This is a genomic window from Tardiphaga sp. OK245 (genome assembly GCF_900108575.1).
GTDB lineage: Bacteria > Pseudomonadota > Alphaproteobacteria > Rhizobiales > Xanthobacteraceae > Tardiphaga > Tardiphaga robiniae.
Window position 1 is genome coordinate 1,157,993 of sequence record NZ_FNWZ01000002.1, and the last position, 23,440, is coordinate 1,181,432.

The 23,440-nt window shown below is 62.1% G+C and carries 16 protein-coding genes and 1 tRNA gene; 2 read left to right on the plus strand and 15 right to left on the minus strand.

Annotated elements, in window-relative coordinates; translation table 11 throughout:
• Nucleotides 1-105 precede the first annotated feature (105 nt).
• Nucleotides 106-1,551: an MATE family efflux transporter gene (locus BLW80_RS12125; protein ID WP_093758067.1), complete on the plus strand. Its 1,446-nt coding sequence runs from the start codon at nucleotides 106-108 to the stop codon at nucleotides 1,549-1,551.
• Nucleotides 1,552-1,558: 7 nt separating this feature from the next.
• On the opposite strand, the gene BLW80_RS12130 is transcribed toward BLW80_RS12125, so the two are convergent.
• Genes BLW80_RS12130 through BLW80_RS12145 form a run of 4 tightly spaced genes read right to left on the minus strand, consistent with a single transcriptional unit; the run spans nucleotide 1,559 to nucleotide 3,951 of the window.
• Nucleotides 1,559-2,086: a hypothetical protein gene (locus tag BLW80_RS12130; protein ID WP_093758068.1), complete on the minus strand. Its 528-nt coding sequence runs from the start codon at nucleotides 2,084-2,086 to the stop codon at nucleotides 1,559-1,561.
• Nucleotides 2,083-2,484 carry an SRPBCC family protein gene (locus BLW80_RS12135; protein ID WP_093758069.1) on the minus strand — a complete coding sequence of 134 codons (402 nt, stop codon included), beginning with the start codon at nucleotides 2,482-2,484 and terminating at the stop codon, nucleotides 2,083-2,085. The genes BLW80_RS12130 and BLW80_RS12135 overlap by 4 nt, the downstream gene beginning before the upstream one ends.
• Nucleotides 2,485-2,520: 36 nt before the next feature.
• On the minus strand, nucleotides 2,521-3,363 hold the full coding sequence (locus BLW80_RS12140; RefSeq protein WP_093758070.1) for an AraC family transcriptional regulator: 843 nt from the start codon (nucleotides 3,361-3,363) through the stop codon (nucleotides 2,521-2,523).
• A gap of 9 nt (nucleotides 3,364-3,372) precedes the next feature.
• Nucleotides 3,373-3,951 (minus strand): methylated-DNA--[protein]-cysteine S-methyltransferase, encoded by a 579-nt coding sequence (locus BLW80_RS12145; protein ID WP_093758071.1) that lies wholly within the window; start codon nucleotides 3,949-3,951, stop codon nucleotides 3,373-3,375.
• 165 nt (nucleotides 3,952-4,116) lie between these two features.
• Between BLW80_RS12145 and BLW80_RS12150 the strand changes: the two genes are divergently transcribed.
• A tRNA-Gly gene (locus BLW80_RS12150) sits at nucleotides 4,117-4,190 on the plus strand.
• A 260-nt stretch (nucleotides 4,191-4,450) separates the two neighbouring features.
• On the opposite strand, the gene BLW80_RS12155 is transcribed toward BLW80_RS12150, so the two are convergent.
• From BLW80_RS12155 to BLW80_RS12215, 11 genes are all read right to left on the minus strand, one after another.
• Nucleotides 4,451-4,822: a hypothetical protein gene (locus tag BLW80_RS12155; protein WP_093758072.1), complete on the minus strand. Its 372-nt coding sequence runs from the start codon at nucleotides 4,820-4,822 to the stop codon at nucleotides 4,451-4,453.
• A 14-nt stretch (nucleotides 4,823-4,836) separates the two neighbouring features.
• Nucleotides 4,837-5,733, minus strand: a complete 897-nt coding sequence (locus tag BLW80_RS12160) for a hypothetical protein (protein ID WP_093758073.1) — start codon at nucleotides 5,731-5,733, stop codon at nucleotides 4,837-4,839.
• 1,378 nt (nucleotides 5,734-7,111) lie between these two features.
• Nucleotides 7,112-7,498 (minus strand): hypothetical protein, encoded by a 387-nt coding sequence (locus BLW80_RS12175; RefSeq protein ID WP_093758075.1) that lies wholly within the window; start codon nucleotides 7,496-7,498, stop codon nucleotides 7,112-7,114.
• Nucleotides 7,499-7,785: 287 nt separating this feature from the next.
• The gene (gene proA, locus BLW80_RS12180) at nucleotides 7,786-13,764 is read right to left on the minus strand and encodes an anti-phage protein ProA (RefSeq protein ID WP_244528114.1); all 5,979 of its coding nucleotides are present in this window, start codon (nucleotides 13,762-13,764) and stop codon (nucleotides 7,786-7,788) included.
• A gap of 320 nt (nucleotides 13,765-14,084) precedes the next feature.
• Nucleotides 14,085-17,603, minus strand: coding sequence for an AAA family ATPase (locus BLW80_RS12185; RefSeq protein WP_093758076.1), 3,519 nt, complete (start codon nucleotides 17,601-17,603; stop codon nucleotides 14,085-14,087).
• Nucleotides 17,600-18,889, minus strand: a complete 1,290-nt coding sequence (locus tag BLW80_RS12190) for a metallophosphoesterase family protein (RefSeq protein WP_093758077.1) — start codon at nucleotides 18,887-18,889, stop codon at nucleotides 17,600-17,602. The genes BLW80_RS12185 and BLW80_RS12190 overlap by 4 nt, the downstream gene beginning before the upstream one ends.
• Nucleotides 18,890-19,005: 116 nt before the next feature.
• Nucleotides 19,006-19,527 carry a ubiquitination-like system serine protease family protein gene (locus BLW80_RS12195; protein ID WP_139285810.1) on the minus strand — a complete coding sequence of 174 codons (522 nt, stop codon included), beginning with the start codon at nucleotides 19,525-19,527 and terminating at the stop codon, nucleotides 19,006-19,008.
• Complete coding sequence (locus tag BLW80_RS12200) at nucleotides 19,520-20,998, minus strand: phosphotransferase (protein WP_093758079.1); 1,479 nt, start codon at nucleotides 20,996-20,998, stop codon at nucleotides 19,520-19,522. Before BLW80_RS12200 ends, BLW80_RS12195 begins: the two co-directional genes overlap by 8 nt.
• Nucleotides 20,991-22,319, minus strand: coding sequence for a ThiF family adenylyltransferase (locus BLW80_RS12205; protein ID WP_170849639.1), 1,329 nt, complete (start codon nucleotides 22,317-22,319; stop codon nucleotides 20,991-20,993). The genes BLW80_RS12200 and BLW80_RS12205 overlap by 8 nt, the downstream gene beginning before the upstream one ends.
• Nucleotides 22,320-22,330: 11 nt before the next feature.
• Nucleotides 22,331-22,717, minus strand: coding sequence for an E2/UBC family protein (locus BLW80_RS12210; RefSeq protein ID WP_093758081.1), 387 nt, complete (start codon nucleotides 22,715-22,717; stop codon nucleotides 22,331-22,333).
• Nucleotides 22,717-23,427, minus strand: a complete 711-nt coding sequence (locus tag BLW80_RS12215) for a multiubiquitin domain-containing protein (protein ID WP_093758082.1) — start codon at nucleotides 23,425-23,427, stop codon at nucleotides 22,717-22,719. Before BLW80_RS12215 ends, BLW80_RS12210 begins: the two co-directional genes overlap by 1 nt.
• Nucleotides 23,428-23,440: the final 13 nt, after the last annotated feature.

The following is a 23,440-nucleotide window of genomic DNA, read 5'->3' on the forward strand; positions in this document are numbered from 1 at the left end:
TGCAAATCGAACATCCCCCATGCGTGTGTCGCGCATGGCATTGTCCGCGATCGGTGCTAGGAACGAGGTGTCCGGCAGGCAAGACCGGAAGCTCAGGGAGAATGCATGTCCGACGCTGTCGTCGCCGAACCCCGATTGGTCGATGCCGACAAGCAGCCGCTTCCGAGCCTGAAGGCTCCGGCCAAAAACCCCCTGCTGGATCATCCCATTCTGCCGACCATCCTGCGGCTGGCCTGGCCCAATGTCGTCGCGCTGACGGCAGGCGCCGTCGTCGTTATTTTCGAGACCACCTATGTCGGCCGGCTCGGCACCGAAGCCTTGGCGGCGATGGCGCTGGTGTTTCCCTTCGTGATGCTGACCATGACCATGTCCGGCGGCGCCATGGGCGGTGGCGTGTCCTCGGCCATCGCGCGCGCGCTCGGCGCCGGCGACCGCGCGCGCGCCGATACGCTGGCGGGCCATGCGCTGCTGATCGCCATCTGCTTCGGCCTCACCTTCACGGTCGGCATGCTGACCTTCGGCTCTATGCTGCTGCAACTGCTTGGTGGCCGCGGCAATGTGCTGAGCCAGGCGCAGGGCTACATCACCGTCTTCTTCGCTGGTGGCGCGATCCCCTGGCTGCTGAATACCTTCGCGGCGATCCTGCGCGGCACCGGCAACATGAAGATGCCCTCCGCCATGCAGATGGCGGGGGCTGCCTTGCAGGTGGTTCTCGGTGGCGTGCTGGGCCTCGGCTTCGGTCCGATCCCGCAATTCGGCATGCCCGGCGTCGCGGCGGGCACGCTGATTGCATTCACGATCGGCACAGGCGTCATGGGCTGGTATGTCTTTTCCGGTCGTGCGCGAGTCCAGCCTCAGATCAAGGGCTTCCGCATTCAGCGCGGGATGTTCTTCGATATTCTGAAAGTGGGTGCCATCGCCTGTTTCAATCCGCTACAGGGCGTTCTGACTCTCCTGATTTTCACCCATATGCTGGCGCAATACGGCACCGCGGTGCTGGCCGGCTACGGTATCGGTGCGCGGCTCGAATTCATGCTGAGCACGCTGGCTTTCGCGGTGGGTATCGCCTCGGTGCCGATCGTCGGCATGGCAATCGGCGCTGGCCGCATCGCGCGTGCGCGCCGCGTGACCTGGACTGGCAGCGTGATCGCCTTCGGTGTCGTCGGCCTGCTCGGCACACTGATCGCGATCTTCCCCGATGCCTGGGTCAATATGTTCACCAATGATGCCGGTGTGCGTGCGGCAAGCCGGACCTATCTGGCCACCTGTGCGCCAATGTATGCCTTTCTGGGGCTGTCCACGGTGGCCTATTTTGCCTCGCAGGGCGCCGCCAAGGTACTCGGCCCGGTGCTAGCGCAAACCGCGCGGCTGGTCTTCGTCAGCGTTGGAGGCTGGTGGCTGCTGTCTATCGATGCCTCGGCCACAAGCTTTTTCTGGCTCGCGGCGGCGTCCATGGTGCTGCTCGGCGTGCTGTCGGCACTCAGCGTGCTGCTGACGCCGTGGGGACCGAAGGCCGGTCCCGTGCCCGAGATCCGGCCGGAGCTCGTCTGAGCAGTCTCTAGCCGACGCGTGTCGCAGTAAATTCCACATCGCGCCGCCACGTCGCGCCGTCGTCATGCGAGGTCTCGCCGCGCCATAGAAACGAGCGCGGCGTAATCTGCGAGAAGCTCCAGCGGATCGGGCGTCCGTCATTGTCGCGGCCGAGTTGGATGATGTCGTCGCCCTGCTTGCGGCCGGTCATGGTGAGAAAATTCTGCATCACCGGATCGGTCCACTGGATCTGCCACGCATCGATGCGCGGATCGTAGATCCGCAGCGTGCTTCCATACGAGTAGGCATTCGTTGCGGCGTCGCCGTCGCGCAAACGGCCGCGCGGCGGCACGATCCAGACATCCTGGATGGCACGGCCTTCCAGCACCCAGCCGAAATGCCATTCGCCCTTGCGCCGGCGCTCTCCGCCGTCCGGCATATACCTGACCACATCGAGATCCCAGGCGCCGATCAGCCAGCCATAGAGATCCATCTGGCCGATGCGATCCGGGGCAGGACCGTCCGCTGCGAGCGCATCGAGAAACGATGCAGTCATCGCGCGGCTTTCCCGAACTGGGTCTGCATCGCCGCCAGGCCCAGATCCATCTGCTCGCTCATATAAGGCGCGATCTCATTCGGCAGCACGTCGGCCGTCCAGACAAACCGGCAGCGCGCATCGCCATCGGCAAATACCTGCGCCGATGCGCTGTGCTGGGTGATGCGCTCGTTGACGATGGCATAGACGAGGCGCCGTCGGTCGTGGTCGCAATCGACCAGTCTTTCGCGTGCGACGGACCCATTGGCGAACGTCACGATACGCGAGTCGCCGTCCAGCTTTGTGGCGGTGACGAAGCCCGGCACCAGCCTTGTGTGCAGCGCGCCGAAGTCGGCCAGTGCGGCCCAGACCTCGTCTGCCGGTGCGCCGAGGAAAATCTCTTTGTGAATCGATGCCATGCTGTGCCTCCCGGGTTGATCAGGACGGCAAGCTACTCAGTGCACGGCCAGCCGTTCTTGGAAAATCTTGCGGTCGCCGCGGGAAGCCTGTCGAAATGCGCGGGGCGAGACGCCGGCGGCGCGATGGAAGCTGCGCACGAAATTCGAGAGATCGCCGAAGCCGACATCGAAGGCGATGTCGGTGATGGCGCGGTCTTTCTCGACCAACAGGTTTGCAGCCCGCCGTAGCCGCGCGCGCACCAGATACTGGTGCGGTGTCACGCCGAGCACATTCCTGAACAGGCGCAGGAAATGAAACGGACTCAATCCGGCCTGACGGGCGGCCGCATCGAGATCGATCTCCTCGCTGGCATGGGCGTCGATCCACAGCGCGGCCTCGACCGCGCGCCGGCGATCCCGTGCATTGCCGTTCACACGCCTGCGCGGCTCGCCCGAGACGACGTCGACAAAACGCGCCGCAAAGGCATGACCGATCTCATCGAGCCCGAGATCGCTGTGCGCCTCTGCGCTGGCCTGCGCGAGCTCGCCCAGCACCATCAATTCGGCGCGTGGCGCGATGGCGCCCTGCTGCCAGATGTCCCTGGCGTCGCCGACGGTGTCGATCAGCTCAGGCGCGAAGGAGAATGAAAGGCACTCGTCGCCAGAGCCATGATGCTCGTGATGGCAGGTATATTCGTCGCCGGGGTGCCCGATCAGCAGCGCGCCGGCGATGAGTTCGTGCGATTGCCCGCGGCAGCGACAGCCGAAACTGCCCTTGCGAACATAAGAGAGCGAATGGCCGGCGTGCTGTTCGGAAAACGGCTCGTCGTCCGGACCCGCCGTACAGCGATAGTCCGTGACGGTGATCGCGTTGCTCTGGAACAGTGTTGTTGCCTGCATGGGCTGAATTTAGCCCTGCGGGCGTGACGGGGCAACCGACAGCAGGGCATCGAACAGGGTGGTCGTCCGGCCCGCCAGCGCGCCCTCGATCGAGAGCAGCCGCGACTTGGTGATGATGCCGCCATTGCCGGCAAAGCCGCTGGTCTGGCCCGCAACGGCCAGTGCACGGTGGCATGGCACGAGGATCGCAAACGGATTGCGCGCGATGGCTTGCCCGACCGAATAGACCGCACCGCTGGCGCCGAGCTTTGCTGCGATCTCCGCATGGGTGCGGGTTTCGCCACGCGGGATCATCCGGATCGCCTCGTAGACGCGGCAATTGAACAGCGGCAGGCCATGCATGTCGACGGGGATATCGCCGAGGTCGACGGCTTGGCCGCGCAGCAGCGCAACGATGCCCTCGATGGCGTAGTCGACATCGGCCGGCGGCCGGAATTCGCGCGCATCGGGAAATTGCTGCAGCAGGCGGCGCCGGGTCTCGATCTCGCGCGCTTCCGGCAATTGCACGCCAACAATGCCAGCATCGCCCCATGCGATACCGCATCGGCCCACCGACGTGTCGAAGGTTGTGTATCCGTGCCCAGCCATCCCGAAGGCGATGTTAGCAGGCGAATTGAAACCGTCATCTGGAATCTTTGAGCGGTGACCTTTCGGAGGGCGCGGCCGGGTGTGCGGCGCAAGGAACTGTAACCGGCTGCCATCAATCCGCTTGGCGGATCGGCCGGTCTCGGCTAGATCAGATGGCGCGACGATGCGGGCGTAGTTCAATGGTAGAACGGCAGCTTCCCAAGCTGCATACGAGGGTTCGATTCCCTCCGTCCGCTCCATTCAAATTATACCCGTCAGACAAGGCTTTACGACGTTTTCCAACGGCTATTTCGTATTTTTTTTGAAATCCCATACAACATTCGTACAAATCTTTCTCGGAATGCGACAGCAACGCGTCTCCAGGCGGCGCCGTCTCGTATTCCGCTTTCGAGCGCCTTTCGCGTTCTTGTTGCCCGTTGCTGAGCATCGGAGGGTATTTCGGCGTCAATGCGTAACGAGCTGAAGCTGTGATTGGCGGCTACGCGCGCTCAACTGACAATCAGCCACACGGCTTGATACCCTGTTGGTCAGCTTCGGACTTGAGCATCTTCTTCACGATTTCTCCTCCGCTCCAGACGGTCACCCATTTGGTATCGCCTGCCCAAGTGTAGCAACCTTGTGCCGAGGCTTGCTTCGCATCGGTCCTTTTCGCCGTAGACGGCTTCCGCCGCCGTAGGGCCGCCGCGCAATGATGAATGACTTCCGTGATCTCGTCATTGTTGAGCAGCGCGACATCGCTCAAAACCGTGGTCAACTTCCGCGCAGAAGTCGCCGCGAGATCGTCGGGCGAGGCCGTCTTGCCGACGGTGGCCTTCTTCGCGGTGCGGGTCTTGCGCGTCGTCGTCTGATGGTTCTTGCGGTCTTTCGCCATCGTTCTCTAGCTCCTCAACGATTGAATACGGAAGCGCGCAGCCCGGCTTTGAGTTGCTGATTGATATGGGTCAATTCGGGCAGCGGCTTTAGCCCTTGACGGCTGTCAGCCAACTCCCCGAAAGTGAAAACGATCTGATGCGTCCTTTCTCGGCTTCCGCTGAAAAGCGTGCCGGTGGAATTTATGGATCCTGTCGTGAACGCCCAAGTCGGATTCACGCCACCGGAAAATGTCTCTTTAATCGAAACCGTCTTCGTCAGAACGTTCTTTTGACCGGTGATGGTTTCTTTCTTCTTCGGTTCGTCGGTAATGCCCAATTCCACGGTCTGCATGCGGGAAATCAGCAAAGGTAAAATCTTCAGATCGATATCGACAAGCGGAGATCCCTGCTTGTCGCCGCTCAGCTTTCGGCAGGGGCGCTCCTGCGTGCCGACCGTGAAATATGCCGGTTTGTAGAGTGCGGACAGGGGATAGAACACATTGTTGTTGTCTTCGTTGGAGGATGTCGCGCCGACGCTGAAGCCTCCGGAAATGGATGCAAGCGCAGCAGGCGCCAGGAACGGTGACCAGCTTCCGGACGGATTGACCGTCGAACTCTCGGAGGCCGTGAGGTCAGTCGACACTTCGACGCCCCAATCGTTCAGGTAACTGCTGTAAGCGCGACCGTTGGGCCTCAACTTTGCGGATCCGCGGTCCTTCTCGATCGCGATCGTGACCGCGTAGCTCAACTCGCAAATAACGCTGGCAGCGAGGTACGTATTCATGTTCGCGACGTCGGTGGTATCGTCATTCGGCCAGTCGCGTTGGCTAGGAATGAACGTCCCGCAGCCGGCGGTGACCATGGTCAACAACAACGCGGTCGCCTTGCGCACGGGGGCGAAGCTCGTCGACAAGAATATGCTTTTGGCCATTTAGCGACCCAATATGGCTCGACTTTCGTCGGCGTCTTTGAAAACAGGAGAAAAGAGATCGGAGCGGAAAAGCGAAGTATCAAGCGAGTGCGGACTCAGTCTAATTATGATCTCCCGCAGGAGTCTGTATCCGGTAAGCAACACAACCGGTATGTTTCTCGGTGATCCTGATTTTCTGCGGACGGGTCCGTGAGAGCCCGCGAAGTGATAAGGCGCCTTTGGAGATCATCATCAACGAGCAGACGATATGCTTGACCTGACGACGATGCAGTCGAGGTCTTTCGCCGCGAGGTCGGGATCGCAGTCGACCATCCAGAGTTGCGGTTAGTGAGAAGCGTAAGTTTACCTGATCTCAAGTCGGGAAAGGCCCATGCCACTGGTATTCGTACACGGGGTCGGAAACAGACCGTCTGCCGAGCATGCCGCGGGAGCGGCCCAACGAGATGCGCTTTTCCGGACACTCTTCAAGCGATGTCAAGATCTTCAATCCCGACTGGGGAAGCTTGGCCGCCGATTTTTCTACTGACATGCCCTGGCTGCCGAATCCGCCCCGAATATAGCCGTTTGGTGTCGATGGTCTTTAGCCGTCCGGTCAATCGGGCCTGGGTGCGATTGCTTGCGGCAACGTGCCTAGATCCCATCGCGTAGTTAGACGGCGAAATGGGTCCGCAAACCGTTTTCGCCGCCAGAACGTTCACGATGCGAGCGACCCGACCACGCGTCAGCTGCTCGCCGATTCCCAGGCCGACGTTCAGCATTTTTCGCAACTAGGCGGGCTGCACCAAGAATGCGTAGCGATTGTAAGACGAGCTCGTGGCAGGAGCTTCGAGAACCTCGACGATGCGATCGATCTTGTCGCCCTGAAGCTTCGCAAGGCCGTTTATCACGGTGTACCTCGCACAAGGTCTGCGCCGATCGTTCCCCTGCATCGAGCGCGGGGATGGCCTGAGTTTCACGAAAAGAAGCCCGGGGCTATGCCGTATACGGTTCGCCCCGCAACCTCGGTCCTCTCCTTGATTGCGCGAACCTGCCAGCCCTGCGGTAGCTTGGCGGTCGTCGTCTCGTCGACGCCATCGATATAGTACCCGTGTGTATGGTGAAACTGGCTGTTCTCACCGAATAACCGTCGATGTGTTCGGATGCGTCAGACGGATCGCCGTCCGTCGTCCGCGCGGCTTCCCCCGGCTCCCAGATCTTCGCGTTCTCCGCGAAGGCGTTGATTTCGAGTGAACTCTCGCCGGCTCCGGAGCGTCGGGCATGGACGCCAAAATCGCTTGGCTGCCGACGATGAAGACGGTGTCGGTGTTAAATTCATAGGCCAGGGCCCGGACGACCCTGAGTAGGTCTTCCAGCGTGCGCAGCCGGCGGTCCTCGGCCATCAGGGGCCTCCAGGAACGGAAAGTTCGGGTTGCGCATCCAAACCGCGCTTGACCACCCTCCTCGCGGCCTTTCTCAGCCGGACGCGGGCATGGTAGTCGCCAAAGTCGACGCCCTCGGCGAGATAAAACGGCGAGGTGTTGCGCAGCCGGACCATCTCGCGATCTCGACTGATGAGCTTCGAAGCCAGTTCCTTCGGCGGTAGCGCAAGCAGCCCCTGCCATTCGCGTACGAAGGGCCAGTCGGCGAACTGGCTCGCCTGGCGCTCATGCGCCACCTTGGCCTTCTCCACCAACGACGGGTCGCGACGAAGCATCCGCACGATCAGCCGATGCATCATCAGCTTCGCGGTGTCGCCTACTACGCCCTCGTTCAGTCCGTCGCCCATGGCGGGGATCGCCTCACTCTCGGCAATACGAGCCTTCGTTTTGGCCCGTTTAGAAATATAAACAGCCGGACGGTAACACGAAAGAGCGCCGATCAGGCTCGGACGGCGATGGTTACTTCTTCAATTCAAAGTCGCCGGAAAGCCACGGGCGCGTTTTCGTGTAAATCGGTCGCTGCTCCGAAGAGCCAGGTTATCGATCTCCGCAGGTTTTCTAGGTCGATCGCGGGCTTCTTTTCGTGAACACCAGAGATGGGGCAGGATGCTGGTAGCGCATCCCGATCTTTAGCTCACTGTGCGTCCAAGTGAATTGTCCTGGCAGCCTCGAATCTTTCACGCGTAGAGGCCGCCAAACGTCCGAGAGCGAAGTGTGCCTGCATTCCCCGGACGATTTCTTCGTCCTCGAAGCCGGTTGCGCTCAACATCTGCGCAAGGCCGGCGAGCTCGCATAATGGAATCTCGCCGTGGACCCGCTCGCCGCCCGTACGATAGGCAACGATGTCTTTCACTCCGTTCCCGGCGTTCCAGACGATATCGCGATCGTCGTCTCGCGATAGCGGATAACGATCCCGACCCAGAGCGGATTTGACGACCTTCTGCACGGTTTCGCCGGATCTCTGTATCCCGTGCGCGCGCGCCAACCGGTCGACCAGTAGGTCGAAATACATGGGCCCTTCGACTGAAACCACGTGGTCGACCATTTTCCGCAAACTCGGACGGTAGTCCACGTCGTAGAACCGATCGCGTTCCGGCGTGCAGGCGGCGCTTGGATCCGCTTTGACGTATGGAACGGCGACCGGTATGGCCGCTGCTGGAACGGCCGCCGGTCCCTTGGCATAGAGCTTCGCGGGAGCTTCGCCGGCGTCCAGCTCATCGTGCGCTGGTGTTGGCGAGACACCCGAAGCGCCTCTGGCACTCCCGCTGTTCGCAGTCGCCGGCCTCGTGAACGGTATGACCCCTGGATCGTCGTCAGGTACCGGACCAGCGTCGATGTCGATCGGCTCGGTCACGGGCTCCGGCTCGACAACGGGATCGACGCGTGACGCCCGATCCTCCGCTAGATCCGCTTCGAGACGGGTCTGGATCTTGTCCAGCGCCGACCGAGGATCCAGCCACCATTCGGTGCTCCAGATGCGTCGGATCTTCCATCCCAGATCGGTCAGTACCATCTCGCGCAATCTGTCGCGATCCCGAGCGGTCGCGGAGCGGTGATAGGTGGCGCCGTCGCACTCCACGCCGGCCAGATATCGACCGGGAAAATCGGGATGCACGATGCCGAGATCAACCCGGAAGAACGAAACGCCGACCTGCGGATGCACCACCCAGCCATTGTTTTCGAGCGCCTTCATCACCGCATCCTCGAACGGAGAATCGGTGCCACGACCGGTCGGAGAGAAGGCTTCGGCGATCGCGCGTGCGCCATGTTCGGCGAATTCGAGGAAGTGCTTGAAGTCGGTCACACCGCGGGAGCCGGTACGTCCGAGATCGATCTGCTCCGGTCGCAACGTGGCGAAAACGAGGAGCTCACGACGTGCGCGAGTTACGGCGACGTTCAAGCGACGATGGCCTCCTTCGCCGTTGAGGGAGGAGATCTGCGCCGTCACACGACCGTTCTTGTCCGGCCCCGCGGCGACCGAGAAGATGATGACGTCGCGTTCGTCGCCCTGCACATTCTCGATGTTCTTGATCAGCAAAGGTTCGGGCGTCTGGGTCTTGTCGAAATGGCGCTCTAGATCCGGATCCGCCCGGCGCGCCTGATCGAGAAGGTTTTCGATGAGCTTCTGTTGCTCGCCATTGAACGTGACCACGCCGATCGAACTGCTGGACGTCTTCAATCGGCGGACGACCTCGGCCGCGACGGCTTCGGCCTCCTTGCGGTTCACCTTGGCTCCGCCTCGCTCGTAGATGCCACCCGGGACGTGAACATATCGAACCGCGGTGTCGCGCGTGACTGGGGAGGGAAATGTGACCAGTTCGCCGCGATAGTACTTCGCGTTCGAGAAAGCGATCAGGCTCTCGTGACGGCTCCGGTAATGCCAGGACAGGCGCATGCTCGGCAGGTTCGAGGCCAGGCATTCGTCCAGGATGCTCTGTTGGCTCTGAACCATCCCCGTGTCATCGTCGCCGTCGTCGCCACTACCGCGTTGTCCGACATTCGTCGGCGGAAGCTGCTCCGGATCACCGACGATGACCACCTGGGTCCCGCGGGCGATCGCGCCGACCGCATCCCAGACGGGGATCTGGGACGCCTCGTCGAAGATCACGATATCGAATGGCTTTGCATCGGCTGGCAGATATTGCGCTATCGAAAGCGGACTCATCATCACGCAAGGAGCGAGTTGCGTCAGAGCATTCGGAATGCGGCTGAACAACTGCCGCAACGGCATCTGCCGCGCCTTCTTTGTGATCTCGCGAGCCAACGTGCCCCATTCGGGGTCCTTGCCGAAATTCGTCTGGGTCGGAACGCCGACCCCGATCCTCGTCTTGACGATCTCCCGCGCAAGTTCGCTGATTTTCCGATCTGCCGCGATGAAAGCTTCGATCGCGGCTTCGTGGCGGACGGCGAGGAAGCTGCTCAGGACTTCGTCCTCGTTGACGATCGTCTCGGCAACCCACCGGGCGTAGGCGTATTCGAAAGCGCCGAGAAGCTTGTCCCCCTCTGTTTCTCCGGTTTCCGCCGACACGACCAAGGGGCCGAGTCCTGCCGCCCTGGCGGTCCGGGCAGCGGTCTGCCAGGCTGCCCATTTCGGCGCCTCGATGAGATTTGCTTTCCAGCGCGATATCCGTTCGAGGAGTGTTTCGATCCAGCCCGGCTCCAGCACGATGATGGATTCCGGCTTCTCCAGGCCCACGCACTCGCCAAGCTCCTTGGCGCTCGCGTGCATCTTCGGAAATACAGCGTGCATACGCTCAAACGCTAGACGAACGTTGCCGCCGGCATGGAAACGGTATGGATCGCGGCCGAGCAGGACCCCGATGTTGCGAAGGATAGTGGTGGAGCTTTCATCGTTCGCGGCGAACCCGTCGCCCGCGGCACGCGCGTTGATCGCCCAGACGATGAGGGCGTCGAAGCGGGAAGTATCGGTCGCCGCTCCCCGCCAGAGATGCTCCATCCCGGCAAAGGATGGTCTGAGGCCTTCGATGTCGCGCACAAGATCCGCGAGATCCGCGAGGACCGCGAGATCGTTGGCGATATCCGCCGGCACATCGCCCTTGCAGAACGGCTGCAACACCGCGCGCACCTTGTTCTTTCGACCCGCACGGACCACGAAGTTGGAGACGCACGCTTCCGCCCAATCCTTTTGCAGCGCCGGGATGTCGAGACCCGCCGCCTTCAAGCTGTATTGGGTCGTCAAGCTTGCCGCGCGATCGCGCATCCGAGCGATCACCTCGATCATCATTGTCAATGCGCGGATGCGGTCGGCTCCGTTGTCCGCCAGAAGCACGATCCCATCGGCGGCATCCGGCTGGATGAAGGCGCCGGCCAGACGGATCAATTGAGGGAGTTTCGAATCGTCCCAGTCGTCCTCATGCAAGTTGATCGACGAAGCGAGCCCTTCGGCGGCCAATCGCAATTCGCCGAGCGAAGCTTGCAGGCGATCGATGGCTTGCTGCAGGGTCGTAACCCAGGCCGGACTCCACTTTGTTTGTTCTATACCTCGGAGGGGGTGGGCGGACGGGTCTCCGACCGCCTGAAGTGCGGTCCGCATGTCCGCGCAGCATTCCCGCATCGCGGCGAGTTCCGCGGGCGAGTGGACGGTACCGACCGGCCAAGTCAGCCCGGCGTCGGCAAGCAGATCCCGGTCCGCCACGACGCGCCCGAACGCTTCATAGGCCGTCATGCCGTTCGCGCGGCGTCTGTGGAGCGATGAAACCAGTTTGTTGAGGAGCTCGCGCTTCTTCCCGAGTTCGCCAGCCGCGGCTTTCCAGTCGTCTTCGGTCGCGACATTGCGGTCGCGCCAGGCAGTTGCGAGCTGCTCGAGTACGCTCGACTTCTGCGCCTTGGTCGAGTGGACTTCGAGGCAGTAGTTGCCGAGCCCTATTGCCTGCATGCGATGGCGGACGACCTCCAGCGCAGCAGTTTTCTGCGAGACGAAGAGCACCGTCTTTCCGTGCGCGAGACAGTTGGTGATCGCATTCGCGATCGTCTGGCTCTTGCCGGTGCCGGGCGGGCCGAACAGGACGAAATCGGCGCCGCGCTGCGCGGCGATCACAGCTGCTAGTTGCGACGAGTCCGCCGATAACGGCGTGAAGAGATCACCCGGATCCACTACCTGGTCGATCGTATTGGGTGAGACGAAACCGCCACTTCCGCCTTCGTAAGTATGCGTCGGGGTATCGATCAGATGTCTCACCACGCGGTTACGCTTGAGCAGGTCCTCCCGATCGACTAGATCCTTCCACATCAGGTATTTCGTGAACGACAGGGTCGATAGTGCTACCTGTTCGGTCACCTCCCAACCCTTGATGTGCTTCACGTGGTGCTGGACCGATTTCCAGATCCCCTTAAGATCGATTCCGGCTCCATCCTGCGGCAGATCGCCCGCGAATTCAGACATCGACAGGTCGAAGTCCTGCTTGAGCATCTGGAGTAGGGTCGGATTGAACCGCGCCTCGTCCCCGTGCAAGGCGAGCTTGAATCCCGAGCGTACGCTCTTCCGTTCGAGCTGGACCGGGATGAGGACGAGAGGCGCACGGTATGGACCGGCGCCTTCCTGGGGTGTCCAATTGAGGAAGCCGAGGCAAAGGTAGAGCACGTTCGCTCCACCTTCCTCGAAGGCGAGGCGGGCCGCTCTGTAAAGATCGGTCAAACGCCCTTCGATATCCGTATCGACGACGGTGGTGTGGAGTTCTCCGCGCGCCATCGCATCCAAGAGGAAATCCTTACGGACTTCCGCGTTGCGCTGTGCGGTCAGCAGGGCGGCATCACGGCCGTCGCTGCCGTCGAGGACGGTGGTCTTGCCGATCAACTTGAAACGTCGGCCGTCAGCGAGAGCATCCTCCAGGGCTGCCGGGTCGGCGCACTCGATGGCGATGACCGCTTTCGAATCCTTGAAGTTCAGAAGACGGTTGCGGAGGCTCAGATCCAGCAGATTCCGTTTCCACGTCTCGAGCCGGTCGGTTGGGCGATCCGCCGCCGGCTCCCGTTTCCGGTCGAGTTCTTCTTCGAAATCCGGAACCTCGCCGACGTCCTGCGCGACCGCGACCGTATCCTGCGGCTTGACCGCTCCATCGCCCGCGGGGGCGACATCCAGGGGACGTATCTTGGTCGCGCGCGCGCGGCGGACATCGATCGCCAATTCGAATGCGGAATCCGCATCTTCCGCGATCAGCTTCTTCGCGGCGTCGACAGCCTGCTTGAAAAGGGCAGGGTTCGATCCCGTCATCAGCGTCGTCTCGATGAGGACGAGCTCCTCGAGCTGGACGCGTTTGCGCAGAGCCTGGGGATCGTCGACCACCACGCTGGAAAAATCGTCGTCGATCAGCCAGGCGCCCACGAAGGCATGCCCTTCGGTCAGGACCAGCAACGGATTGAGACCAGCCTGTTCGAGGCAGGAAGCGTAGAGCAACGTCAGGTCCAGACAGGTGCCGACTTGACGCGCCAGCACGTCGCCTGGACCGCGAATCTGCTGCCCGCTCTGCTCGAAGCTCTTCGGCGGCAGGACGTAGGAGATCGAGCGCGACACGAGTGCCGCCCATATCGCGTCGGCGATCTCCCAGGCGCGCGCCTTCCGTTTGTCGACGTAACCATCCATCGAATCCTTGCGCCCTGCTGCGGCTAGCTTGCCGGATGCATCGCGCAGGACGACGTCGACGCTGGGATCCGTGGGCCGCACGAACGCCGCAAGCAGTTCCGGCGCGGAATTTACGCCACCCCAGAAGGACGGCGGCAGTACATTCACCGTCACCGAATGTTCGGCAACCGTCTGATCGCCCGAACAGACCCGGATCCGGATCTCACCCTTTTGCGCCGCATTGACTCCCGAAAGGAACGCAGGGTCGAGCTTCAGGTCCACCAACCGAAGATGGTGCATCGATTGGGGTGCGATGCGATCGATTCGCCATACCCCGGGAGACATGAAGGGCGGTTCGGCCACCAGGTGCACCGAAACATCGCCGAGTTCCTCAAGCCTGTCGTTCTCGACCACCAGCTCCCGAACGATGGGGACGGCGTTCTGATAAAAGGCACTGTTCACATTGTCCGACGTCGAACATGCGATCTTCACCAGACCGGTGGGCAGGTTTTCGTCTGGACTTTTATCGAGCACTTGAAGCCTCGCGAAATGGTTCGTCTACGCCCCCGATCCCTCGGGTAGTCAGCAGCGGCACAGCTTTGGCCCGCTGCGGGTCATGATCGCGACGTTTCACGTATTTGCGGTGGTTTGCAACCCGGCGGACGTGCAGTTGAGAAAGTCACCATAATTCTGGCTTTCCCCAGCGCTACCTAGAATCTCGATTGTTCCGAGACCTCTCCGCCGGGGCTATTTTCGTAGTAGAATATCAGAGGATTCGACATCAGTAGATGGCTGATGTCTGCCGTAAGCCTTCCGCGACGGAGCATTTCGCCTCAGGTGCTTGGACATTAGGTCTACGCGAGCGACTGCGGAGCAGTCGATGTCCCCAATTCGTCAACTTCCGACGTCTCACGCCGAAGGTGGTGAATTTTCACGCGCGGCTCGACCGACCTCGCGATATCGCAAAGGTGCCGATGGTGCGTGAAATAGACGACCTGGCCCCTTGCGGCCATTCCCGTGAGCAACCTGAACGCCTCCTCGGCGCGGAAGTCGTCGAACGTCTCCATGATGTCGTCGGCAAGGAACGGGGCGGGAGAACGGGACTTCGCGAACTCATGATAGCCGGCCACCCGTAGAGCCAGATAAAGCTGAAAGCGCGTGCCCTTGGAGAGCTCCGAGGCGATCTTTGAACTTCCGTCTGAGCCGTTTGCGATGAGAAGCTCGCTGTCGCCGGCAGGCTGCGTGACCAGTTGCGTATAGGCGCCGCGGCTGATGAGCGAAAACGACTCCGAGGCGAGGGTCATCATCGAACTGCGATGACGATCTCGATAGGCGTGCAGTGCCTTGTCCGCCGCCGCCGAACCCAGACGCAGCCGCAGGTAGGCGAGTGCCCTGTCCTCGATCTCGAGCAGGGTCGTGTGGCGTTTCTCGTCCAGGGCCGCGACAGCCGCGTCGCCGCCGACGGCGCCGATCCGGTCTTCCGCCTTGCTCCGTGTCGAGAACAAATCCTGGGTCCGGCGGTCCTCGTCCTCCAGCCGCGCCTTCTGCTCCACCAGTTCGGCCTCTAGCGACAGCCGATCCAGTGCATCGAGTTCCGTCTCGGCCTCCACGATGTTCTCCGACCGCACGGCATCGGTGACTTCACGTTCCGCTTCGGACAATCGTTGCTGAAGTTCTGCTCTGCGTGCGGCCATGCGCAGACATCCTTCTAATTCGATCAGCGAGCCAACGCCGAAATATTGCGTCATCCTCGACGCCTGAGCGTCAGCTTCAGCAAGCTCGTCCGAAAGCGCGCGGAATTTGACTTTCGCGGACGCGAGCCTTTCCTCGAATATCCGCCGTTCGTCGCGCGTCTTCACTGCTCGCTTCATTCTGTCGGTCACCTCCTGCCAGCGTCCGAGCGGGTCGGTGGATCTGGTCTCGAGTCCCATGGCGTTGGCGTACCGGTCGACCTCGGTACGGAACAGAGACTGGTCGCGCTCCATCTTCGCCACGCGATCCGTCAGCTCCATCTTCTTATCGAGGGCCGACGTCAGTTCGGTCATCGCTTCCAACGTCTCCTTGACGGCAGCCACCGTTGGAATTTCAAGGTCCTCGCCGAGCCACGTCGTGGATACGAGGTTCTTCCACGAGGACGTCCAGTCGCTGTCGAAATGCCGGGCCGTATCGAGCTCCTTCTCCCGAGAAGCCAGATCGCGGCGTCGGTCGGCGACGACCTTGCGTCGCGCTCTGACGTCTGTCTCGCCGTCGAGAACGGTCTGTCCGGCGGCAATGAGCGTGGCCAGATCGTCCGTTTCGGCAAACGGCACGTCGACGGTACGCAATGCCTTTTCAAGTCCCATTCTCGTGGTTGCCGCCTCGCCGCGGGCTTGATCCAGTTCGCGTTGCGATGCCGCGAGTCGTGCCCGCACCTCGAGCGCCCGCCCCCTCTTCTGCAGCCAGAGTTTGAGATCGGTAGGCCGGACATCACCATTTGCACGGAGACCCATCAATGATGTAGCCGCGGCTATTTCCGCGTCCAACGCTTCGCGACGTCGGGCGACCTTCTCCTTCGACGCCTTCGCCTGACCGAGGGCAACCTTTCGTTCCACGTGATCCAGCGTGGCCCGGTTCATGTCGGCTATCGCCGCCGTATGGCCGAATCTCTGTTCGGAAACCCGGTCGAACTCGCGCATGGCGTTCTCGAAGATGCCTGCCGTGGCATCGTCGAGCGTTTTCCGGTGGGTCGCCCAGGCGGCTTCTCGGGCCGAACGCGCCGTTGTCGCTTGCAGGTCGCTGATTGGACCCATGCCCGCGTCGAGCGCTTCCAGCCGTGCCTCGAGCAAGGCGATCTCGGCCTCGAGCCGGTCGACTTCGTTCTGTCGGATGGACGCTTCATTCGCGATTTCGGACTCTTCGAATATCCAGGCCTCGAGCCGCTCGATGCTCGGGGTAGATAATGCAAGTAGCGCGTCGCCATCACCGGTCCACGGGCGCAATTCGAGAATCCGGTCTTCGAATTGCGCCGCATCTTCGGAAAGAGCACGCTCCACGGCACGCTGCCTTACCGTTGCATCGCTTTCGCGGGCGGTTCCGGTAGCGATTGCAAGCGCTCTCAGAGCCGCCTCGTCCCGCTCCGTCTCGCTCTCATTTATCTGAGCTTCGGCATCCGCCAGTGCGGCGTGCGCCTTGGCGACCTCGTGCTCTGCTTTGACCAGGGATGCTTCCACTCCGGAGCGACGTTCGACAAGGTCGCGCAATTGACCGCTTGTCGACGCGATCAGTATGAGGTCCCCAGGCTCCTTCTCGGTCGGTCGGCCGACTCTCGTCAGAATCGTCGCAACGGACTGGTCCGCCAATCCTATCCGAAGACGACGGTCGGGAAGATCTTTCTCCGCCGTCACGTATCGCGCCCGCAGGTCCGTCAGAACGTCCAATTGGCCGACGAGTCCAAGAGCTATGTCGTCGACCGTCAGATCATCCAGCAGTCCCTGCAGTTCGGATATCTCGATCGAGGCGGTCTGAACCTGTGTTGCCAATTTCAATTGCCGGTTTGCCAGTTCCGGAAGCTCGTTCAACCAGGCCTCCGGAGCGGTCGGCAACGTAACGAGCGGTTCGAGTTCGCTGCGGAGAGCGCGCAGCGTCACTACCCTCGGGAGGACACCGAGAAACCGCCGGATCTCGTCGATCCTCGCCTGCGTACGCCCACGGCTGGCAATCGCCAGGTCGTAATCCTTGGTCGCTTCGTCGCGCACAGCCAGCAGCCGGGCGAATTCGCCCGCCAACGTATCGATCTTCTCGCGTGCCTCCTTGAGCGTGACGAGATCCTTCTTGAACTCGATCAGGGCGCCCGAACGCTTTCCTGACTTGAAGAAGGCGTCCGCCTCGTTTCGCGTCGACTCCAATCGATGGCTGAGGCCCGCCAGCCCCGCGGTTGCGGAAAACAGAAGTTGTCCGAGTTCGCCCTTGCTGGCGAGGATGCTTTCACCGCCGGCTTCCAGCGTCTCGTCGTCCAGGCAGAACATGGTCTGGTAGGCACCACGGTCAAGACCACCCAGATCGCCGAGCAAAACGGTTTCCGGGATCGGTTGACCGTTGTGATCCAGAAGGCTGTTTTGAGGTCTTTTGATCCTTGAAACGGCGCGCATGCCGCTCGCCTGTTCGATTTCCGCCTCTATCAGCATGGTCGCGTAGGGGTGAAGGAAATTATAGCGGCTCTGCGCTTGGATCCCGAACAGCAGATCCACGCATGCCGACATCGCGGTGGATTTCCCCGCTTCGTTCGGCCCATAGACGATGTGGAGGTCGGGCTCACCGTCCGCTCCCACGCCGAAGTCGATCGTCGTGTCGGTGAAGCGCCCGTAGCGTCGCAGGCCGAGTGTCCGGATCCTCATCGTCGTGCGCCGTCGTCGTCGGTTGCCGCGAGTCGGGCGAGAACCTCCTCGGAGCCTTCCTCCGATAGTTGTCTCACCAAAGCCGCAAGACCGTCATCGTCCGGGATCAATGAACGCCGGCTTTCGGGTGGTAATTGATCGAGCAGCTTCTCCACGATGTCGCGGGCCTCGGCCTGGAATCCCTCGGAATCGATGATGTCGTCTGCGATGACTTTCTTTAGTTCTTCGACGGGATCCGCGCTTTCGCCCAGCATGACGGTCGTCGGTCGTCGACAGTCGATCTCGAGCTTATCGATCCAGACGTTGCCCAATGCCGCCGAACGACTTTCTGCTTCCGTCCGGAGAAGGTCGGCATCTCGTCGGATTGTCCATGCCAGCGGCGTAATGCCCGAAACGGACAGGCGCGCGACGAGATGTTCGGAGGCCGAATTCCCAAGAGCGTCGCCCAACGCTGCCTCGATTCCGGCTGCCAATTCCCTCCATGTGGTTATGCCGGAGGCGTCGACATGGACACGTTCGAACTGCGCCACGCTGACGATGCGCTCGTCCAGCGTTATGGCACCGTCATCCATCACGTTCACCAGCGTTACCGATTTCGGCCCACTTTCTCCTACATCGCGTCCCTGCGGAATGCCGGGCATGACTATGCTGCAGGCGCCCCGGCCGTGGATGGCCGAACGCTTGTGTATGTGGCCCAGAGCCCAATAACGGAAGCCGGAGTTTGTCAGGTCGCTGGCGCTGCAGGGCGCATACACGTCGTGGCCGGGCGAACCATCGAGACTGGTGTGCATAAGGCCGATGTTGATCGCGCCTTCGGTTGGGGGGCGGTATTTTTTTAGTAGGCTTTCCGGAGCCTGTGGCTTGGCGAAACTGAGGCCATGGACCACGACCTGTCTGTCCTTGGCGTCACGATCGACCGCGATGGCTTCCCCGCGGGCTTCAAACAGGTGCACGCTATCGGGCAGCACCAGTTGGCGGGTTATCTTCGAGAGCGCGTCATGATTGCCTCGAATCATGAAGACCTTGATGCTGGCGGTGTGCAATCGACGAAGCTGGTCGGCGAGGAACCGGGCCGTCTTCATCGAGGTTTGTTCGCCGTCGTATAGGTCGCCCGATAGAATGAGCGCCTGTACCTGTTCATCGAGGCACAGATCGATGATCCGCTCGAACACCTGGCGACTGGCGTTTCCGACGAGGGCGGCCAGCTCGGGGTTGCGCATCGCCAGTGAGCGCAAAGGCGAGTCCAAGTGGATATCGGCGGCATGGACAAAACGGTAGGCGGTCATTGAGGAGCTCGCTGGGCAAATCTCTATGGGGAGTATACGCCGTTATCTTCATGGAGAAGGAGTCCGCGCAACGAATAATGCCGCTTGGTCTACGATCCGACAGAAGTCGCGTGCAGTCACAGGCGCCGGAAATGTTGTTTCAGAGGACCTTGTCCTTCTTCGACGCGACCCGCCGACGCCAGCTTGCGGCAGCAATGCAGGACCTCCCACGGAATCTCACCCATGTGGTCGGCGACTTCGATGGCGTTCTTGAATGATCTGTCGTCCAGATGCTGCAGGACTCGCTCGGCCAAGCCGGCATCGTACGGCGGCTCCACGTTGTCTTCGTAGAAGCGGTCGCACCACAGGATCCGGTCGCGCCAGACGATGAAGTGGCTCTCGCAGCCGTTCTCGCGCCACACGGACGGAAACAACGTTGTCGCGCCTCCGCGATCGTCGATCTTCCAGGCCTTGCCCGCCCGTGGATCTAGATTGATGACCAACGTCTCTCCGCAGCCGTCCGGGCATTTCATGACCAATGAACGCGCCCGCCCGCGAAATACGGTCGCCGTATCGCCCGGTTCGGAAAGCAGTTCCTCGGCATCGTCTCGGTATGCACCGAGGCCACGGTGGCGCACTCGTCTTGCCGGATCAGTCATGCTTTTCTCCCACCAAATCTGCGACCAACGCGGTGGCCACCCGATATCCGTAGCCTCTTCTAAACCTGTCGGCGGACGGCCCGTCGTCCCATTCACAGCGATGGAGAAGTTGGACCGCCACGGCGCTCTGGTACTCCGTCGGACACGATTGCGTCGCGATTCCGAGCGTGCGGATCTGCCGTACTACACCTGCCATCCAAGCGAAGTCCGTCGCTGGACGGGGTGGTCCTGGCGGATGTCGGAATGCGGGGGGCCCGTAGAGCCTGTCGATCTCGGCACTCCACATGCAGTCTTCGAACTGGCTGGAATCCAACTCCGGCGGCACCTCGAACGCCAACCAGGTCTCGAGTGCGGCCAGATCCGCGACGATCGGGCCGCGGACGACAGAGGCGAGGTCGATCAGAATCGCGCTGCCGTTCCGGACACGAACGTTCTCGCCGTGCAGATCGCCATGGATGGGCGCCTCTCGATATGTCTGCGTCAGGGTCTTGAGGCGACGCAGCAGTTCGTCGGGTTCGATCCGCGCACCGAATTCCTCCGCGCGGTCCACGTAGCACGGCTTCACGCTTTCAGGTCTCCAGAGGTGCGCCCGGCACATCGCCTGCGCGACGGACCCTTCGATTGGATCGTTCGCGTAGGCTTGATCCCGCCAGCCTCCCAGCGTTTCGTCGACCAGCGCGGTGATCGCGTTGGAAGCGACGTTGCGGCGGGCGAGGTCCCACAGCGACTCCGAACGGTCGACGAAATCGCCGACCAGCAGGCTGCGCTCGCTTCCGGTGATCACGCAGTCCACGTTGGGCCTCAGCCCGAACGGTATGAAGCGTGCCGCGTATTCCCGGTAGTTCGCGTATTCGCGATCGATCTTGTGTTTCCCGTCCAACTTCGCGAATGCCGGTTGAGGCCAAATGCCAGCGTCGGAGCGATCGACCGTCATGTGGACCGCGAAGACGCGCGCACCGGACCGTCCGCCGGTCAGTTCGACCAGGGTTATCTCGCTGCAGCGGGCGAAGGCGCGTTGAAACAGCACCTCGTCGAGCTTCCTGATCGGCTCGCGATTGCCCGCCACCGTGATCTTCAGGTCCGATCGGGGTATTTCGCCCGCGTCGTGGCGGGCCGCGCCTTCGGCAAGGGTCGCCGCGTCTGGGGACGTGCGGACACCCGTTCCAGGCAGAGCGATCACCGATTGGAGTTGGGTCTGGACGCGCCCCAGCGTGGCGTCGTCGGGCGCGACGATCTCCAGACGGACGCCGAAATCGACGAAGCGGCGCGCGATCGACCGGAGGAGCCGGCAAAGCTCGGCTTCCGATCGATCGTCGAAGAAGGCCACGACGCTCGATACCTGCTGGATTCTGTCGAGCGGTCGACAGGCATCTCCCATCCGGATCGTGTGTCCACGCTGCTCGAACTCCCGCTTCGTGGCGGGCGTCGGAGGGGCGCCGAACCAGAGCACCTCGTTGCGGGCGTCAATCATGGCGCGCGGCCTTCGGTCTCACCGGCAGCGGCCATCGCAAGCCCTGGGTCAAGGCTCCCTCGCGGGAACAGACGATGCAGGCGGGCCGGCGGGTGGCAGTCGCATTGCGGACGCTGCCACGGATTCCGTCGTACATCTGGAAACGGGCCTGGGCGGGAACGGCGGTGACCGCTCCCATGAACATGGTCATGGCGAGAGACGCCATGGTCGAGTTCAAGGATACGACCGCTGGCTGCGGCTCGCGGTGGCCTTGCACGTATGGGTCGGCGTTGCGCTGCTCCGGAGTCAGCATCTCGCGGCGGATTTCCGAACCATCGAGGGCGCCGGTGCAGCTGAGGCAGGGAAGCCCGGGCGACAGCATCTGAACGCGGCCGGTGATGTGAGTGATCTTGCCATCCGAGACCGTGATGCTGACGCCCATGTCGATCGTCGGCACTAGGAACTGGTACGCGGCCTGGCCGGCCACGGCGCGGCTCGCATGCGAGTCCGTGCACAGGAACACGAAGTCGAAGCCGGCGATCATGTCCGCCATCGCCTCGTCAACGATGTCGCCGATAATCGTCTCCACTTTCGCGGAAGGATTCGCCAGGTGCACCGCGCGGCGGGCGATCTCGACCTTGGGCGAGCCGATGTCGTCGGGGCCTGCGCCGACCAGCCGGTTGAGATTGGTTTCTTCCACGTTGTCGGGATCGATGATCGTGATGTCGCAGGCGCCCAGATAGGCGAGCTGCTGGATCGTCACTGATCCGGTCCCGCCGGCACCGATCACCAGGATCCTGAGCGTCGATATGATCGTTTGGCCGGCGCGGCCGAAGGCGCGGATCTGTCGATCGTGCCGGTGAGCGACGACATCGTCGGACTCGGCGCCGTCGAAGCGTCGCAGTTCGGTCCCGACCTGCCAGATCGGAACGGAAGCGCCGGTACCGAGCTCCCTGGCGCTGCAACCTTCCGGTCCGACGACCATCGCCAAGGGGTGTATATCCGGAAGACGGCGATCGAGATAGGGCTTCATTTCGGCCTCGCCGGCATCGTCGACCGCCGAAAAGATCGGTAAGCCGACCGCCTGCGGATGACTGTGGATCACGACAGGCGTCAGGCCGTTACGCCGGGCGCGATTGACGACGTCGACGAGGACATGCGGCTTCAGGGAGACCGAAACCGCATCGCGGTGCAGGTAGGCGTCCGCGGGCACGGCCTCGAACTCCGACAGAAGCCATCTTTCGTTGGCCTGATCGTGGCTTGCGAAACCGATCGCGCAACTCTCAAGCCCGTCCGCATCGAGCAACGATGCGGAGAGAGCCGAATAAGTCTCACTACTCACCCGAAGACCGCTCATCTGGCTTGCCTCAGGCGCTCGATGATGACGTTCGTCCAGGTCGACAGCGTGTCTCGATTGGGATCCCAAGGTCCTTGCAGATGCCAGGAGAACCAGAGTGCGGAAATGTTCGTCTCCGGAATCACGTTGCCCGGGCCGGAATTCTGAGGAAGGGCGTTGCTGGCGAGCCTCAGTCCGTCATCGGCCCAGAAGCAGTCCGGCGCGCCGAACGGATATGCGGGCGGCACGAGGAAACGTACCGTGGCGGTGGCGGCCGACCAGCCCGGCGGGACGGGCAAGTCCGGGATCGTCACAAGGACGGTCCCGCTCGGCAGGCGGAGGGTTTCGGTTGCGCCGAAACGCTCCTTCAGTTCTGCAATTTGGCGATCGAGGATGATGGTCATCAGCCGAAGTTCGCCTTGGGGACGGACGAGAAGCGGCGGGCGCCATGCTCCACCTCGAGGTCGATGCTTTCCGCGTCGCCGACGATGCGGTCCGGCTCGTCGTCATGCCCCTCGAGCACCAGATCGTGCGTCGGGTCCCAGTTCGGAACGCGCGCCTTGATCTGCAGGCCGGTGAGACGGCGCTGGTCGGTTTCGTACTTCACGCCGTTGACGAAGAAGCGGTAGGTCCGCGGGCGTTCGGCGAGAACGAACCGCTCGACTCCCGGCGCGGTCAGATCGACGTTTTCGTTCTCCTTGATGAGACGGTCGGTTCCGCCCGGCACATCGAGATAGACCGCTTGCTTGTCGGTGGCGGATGCCAAGAAGCGCAGGGCGGCCTCCGGGATCGTCTCCGGGCCCCACATGATCTCGCGGCCTTCGACGACCACGCGGAAGACGCGATCGCCGGTGAATGCGATGAAGCGTTCGGCGCCCTTCGCACGGAGATCGAAAGGCTCGTCGAGCCGCACGTCCTCCAGGTCGCCGCTCCCGACGATGGCGTAGAGGCTGAACGCCTCGACCGGCCTGAGGCCTGCTGCGGCGAGCACTTGGCGGCCCAACGGCAGCGGGTCTTCGATGGAGATCGGCTTGAAATCGACGCCGTCGACGGCAAGTTCTGCCGCAAAAGAGCGACGGCCGTCCTGAGACGGCGAGACGGGTTCACGGGACATGGTTTCTTCGACC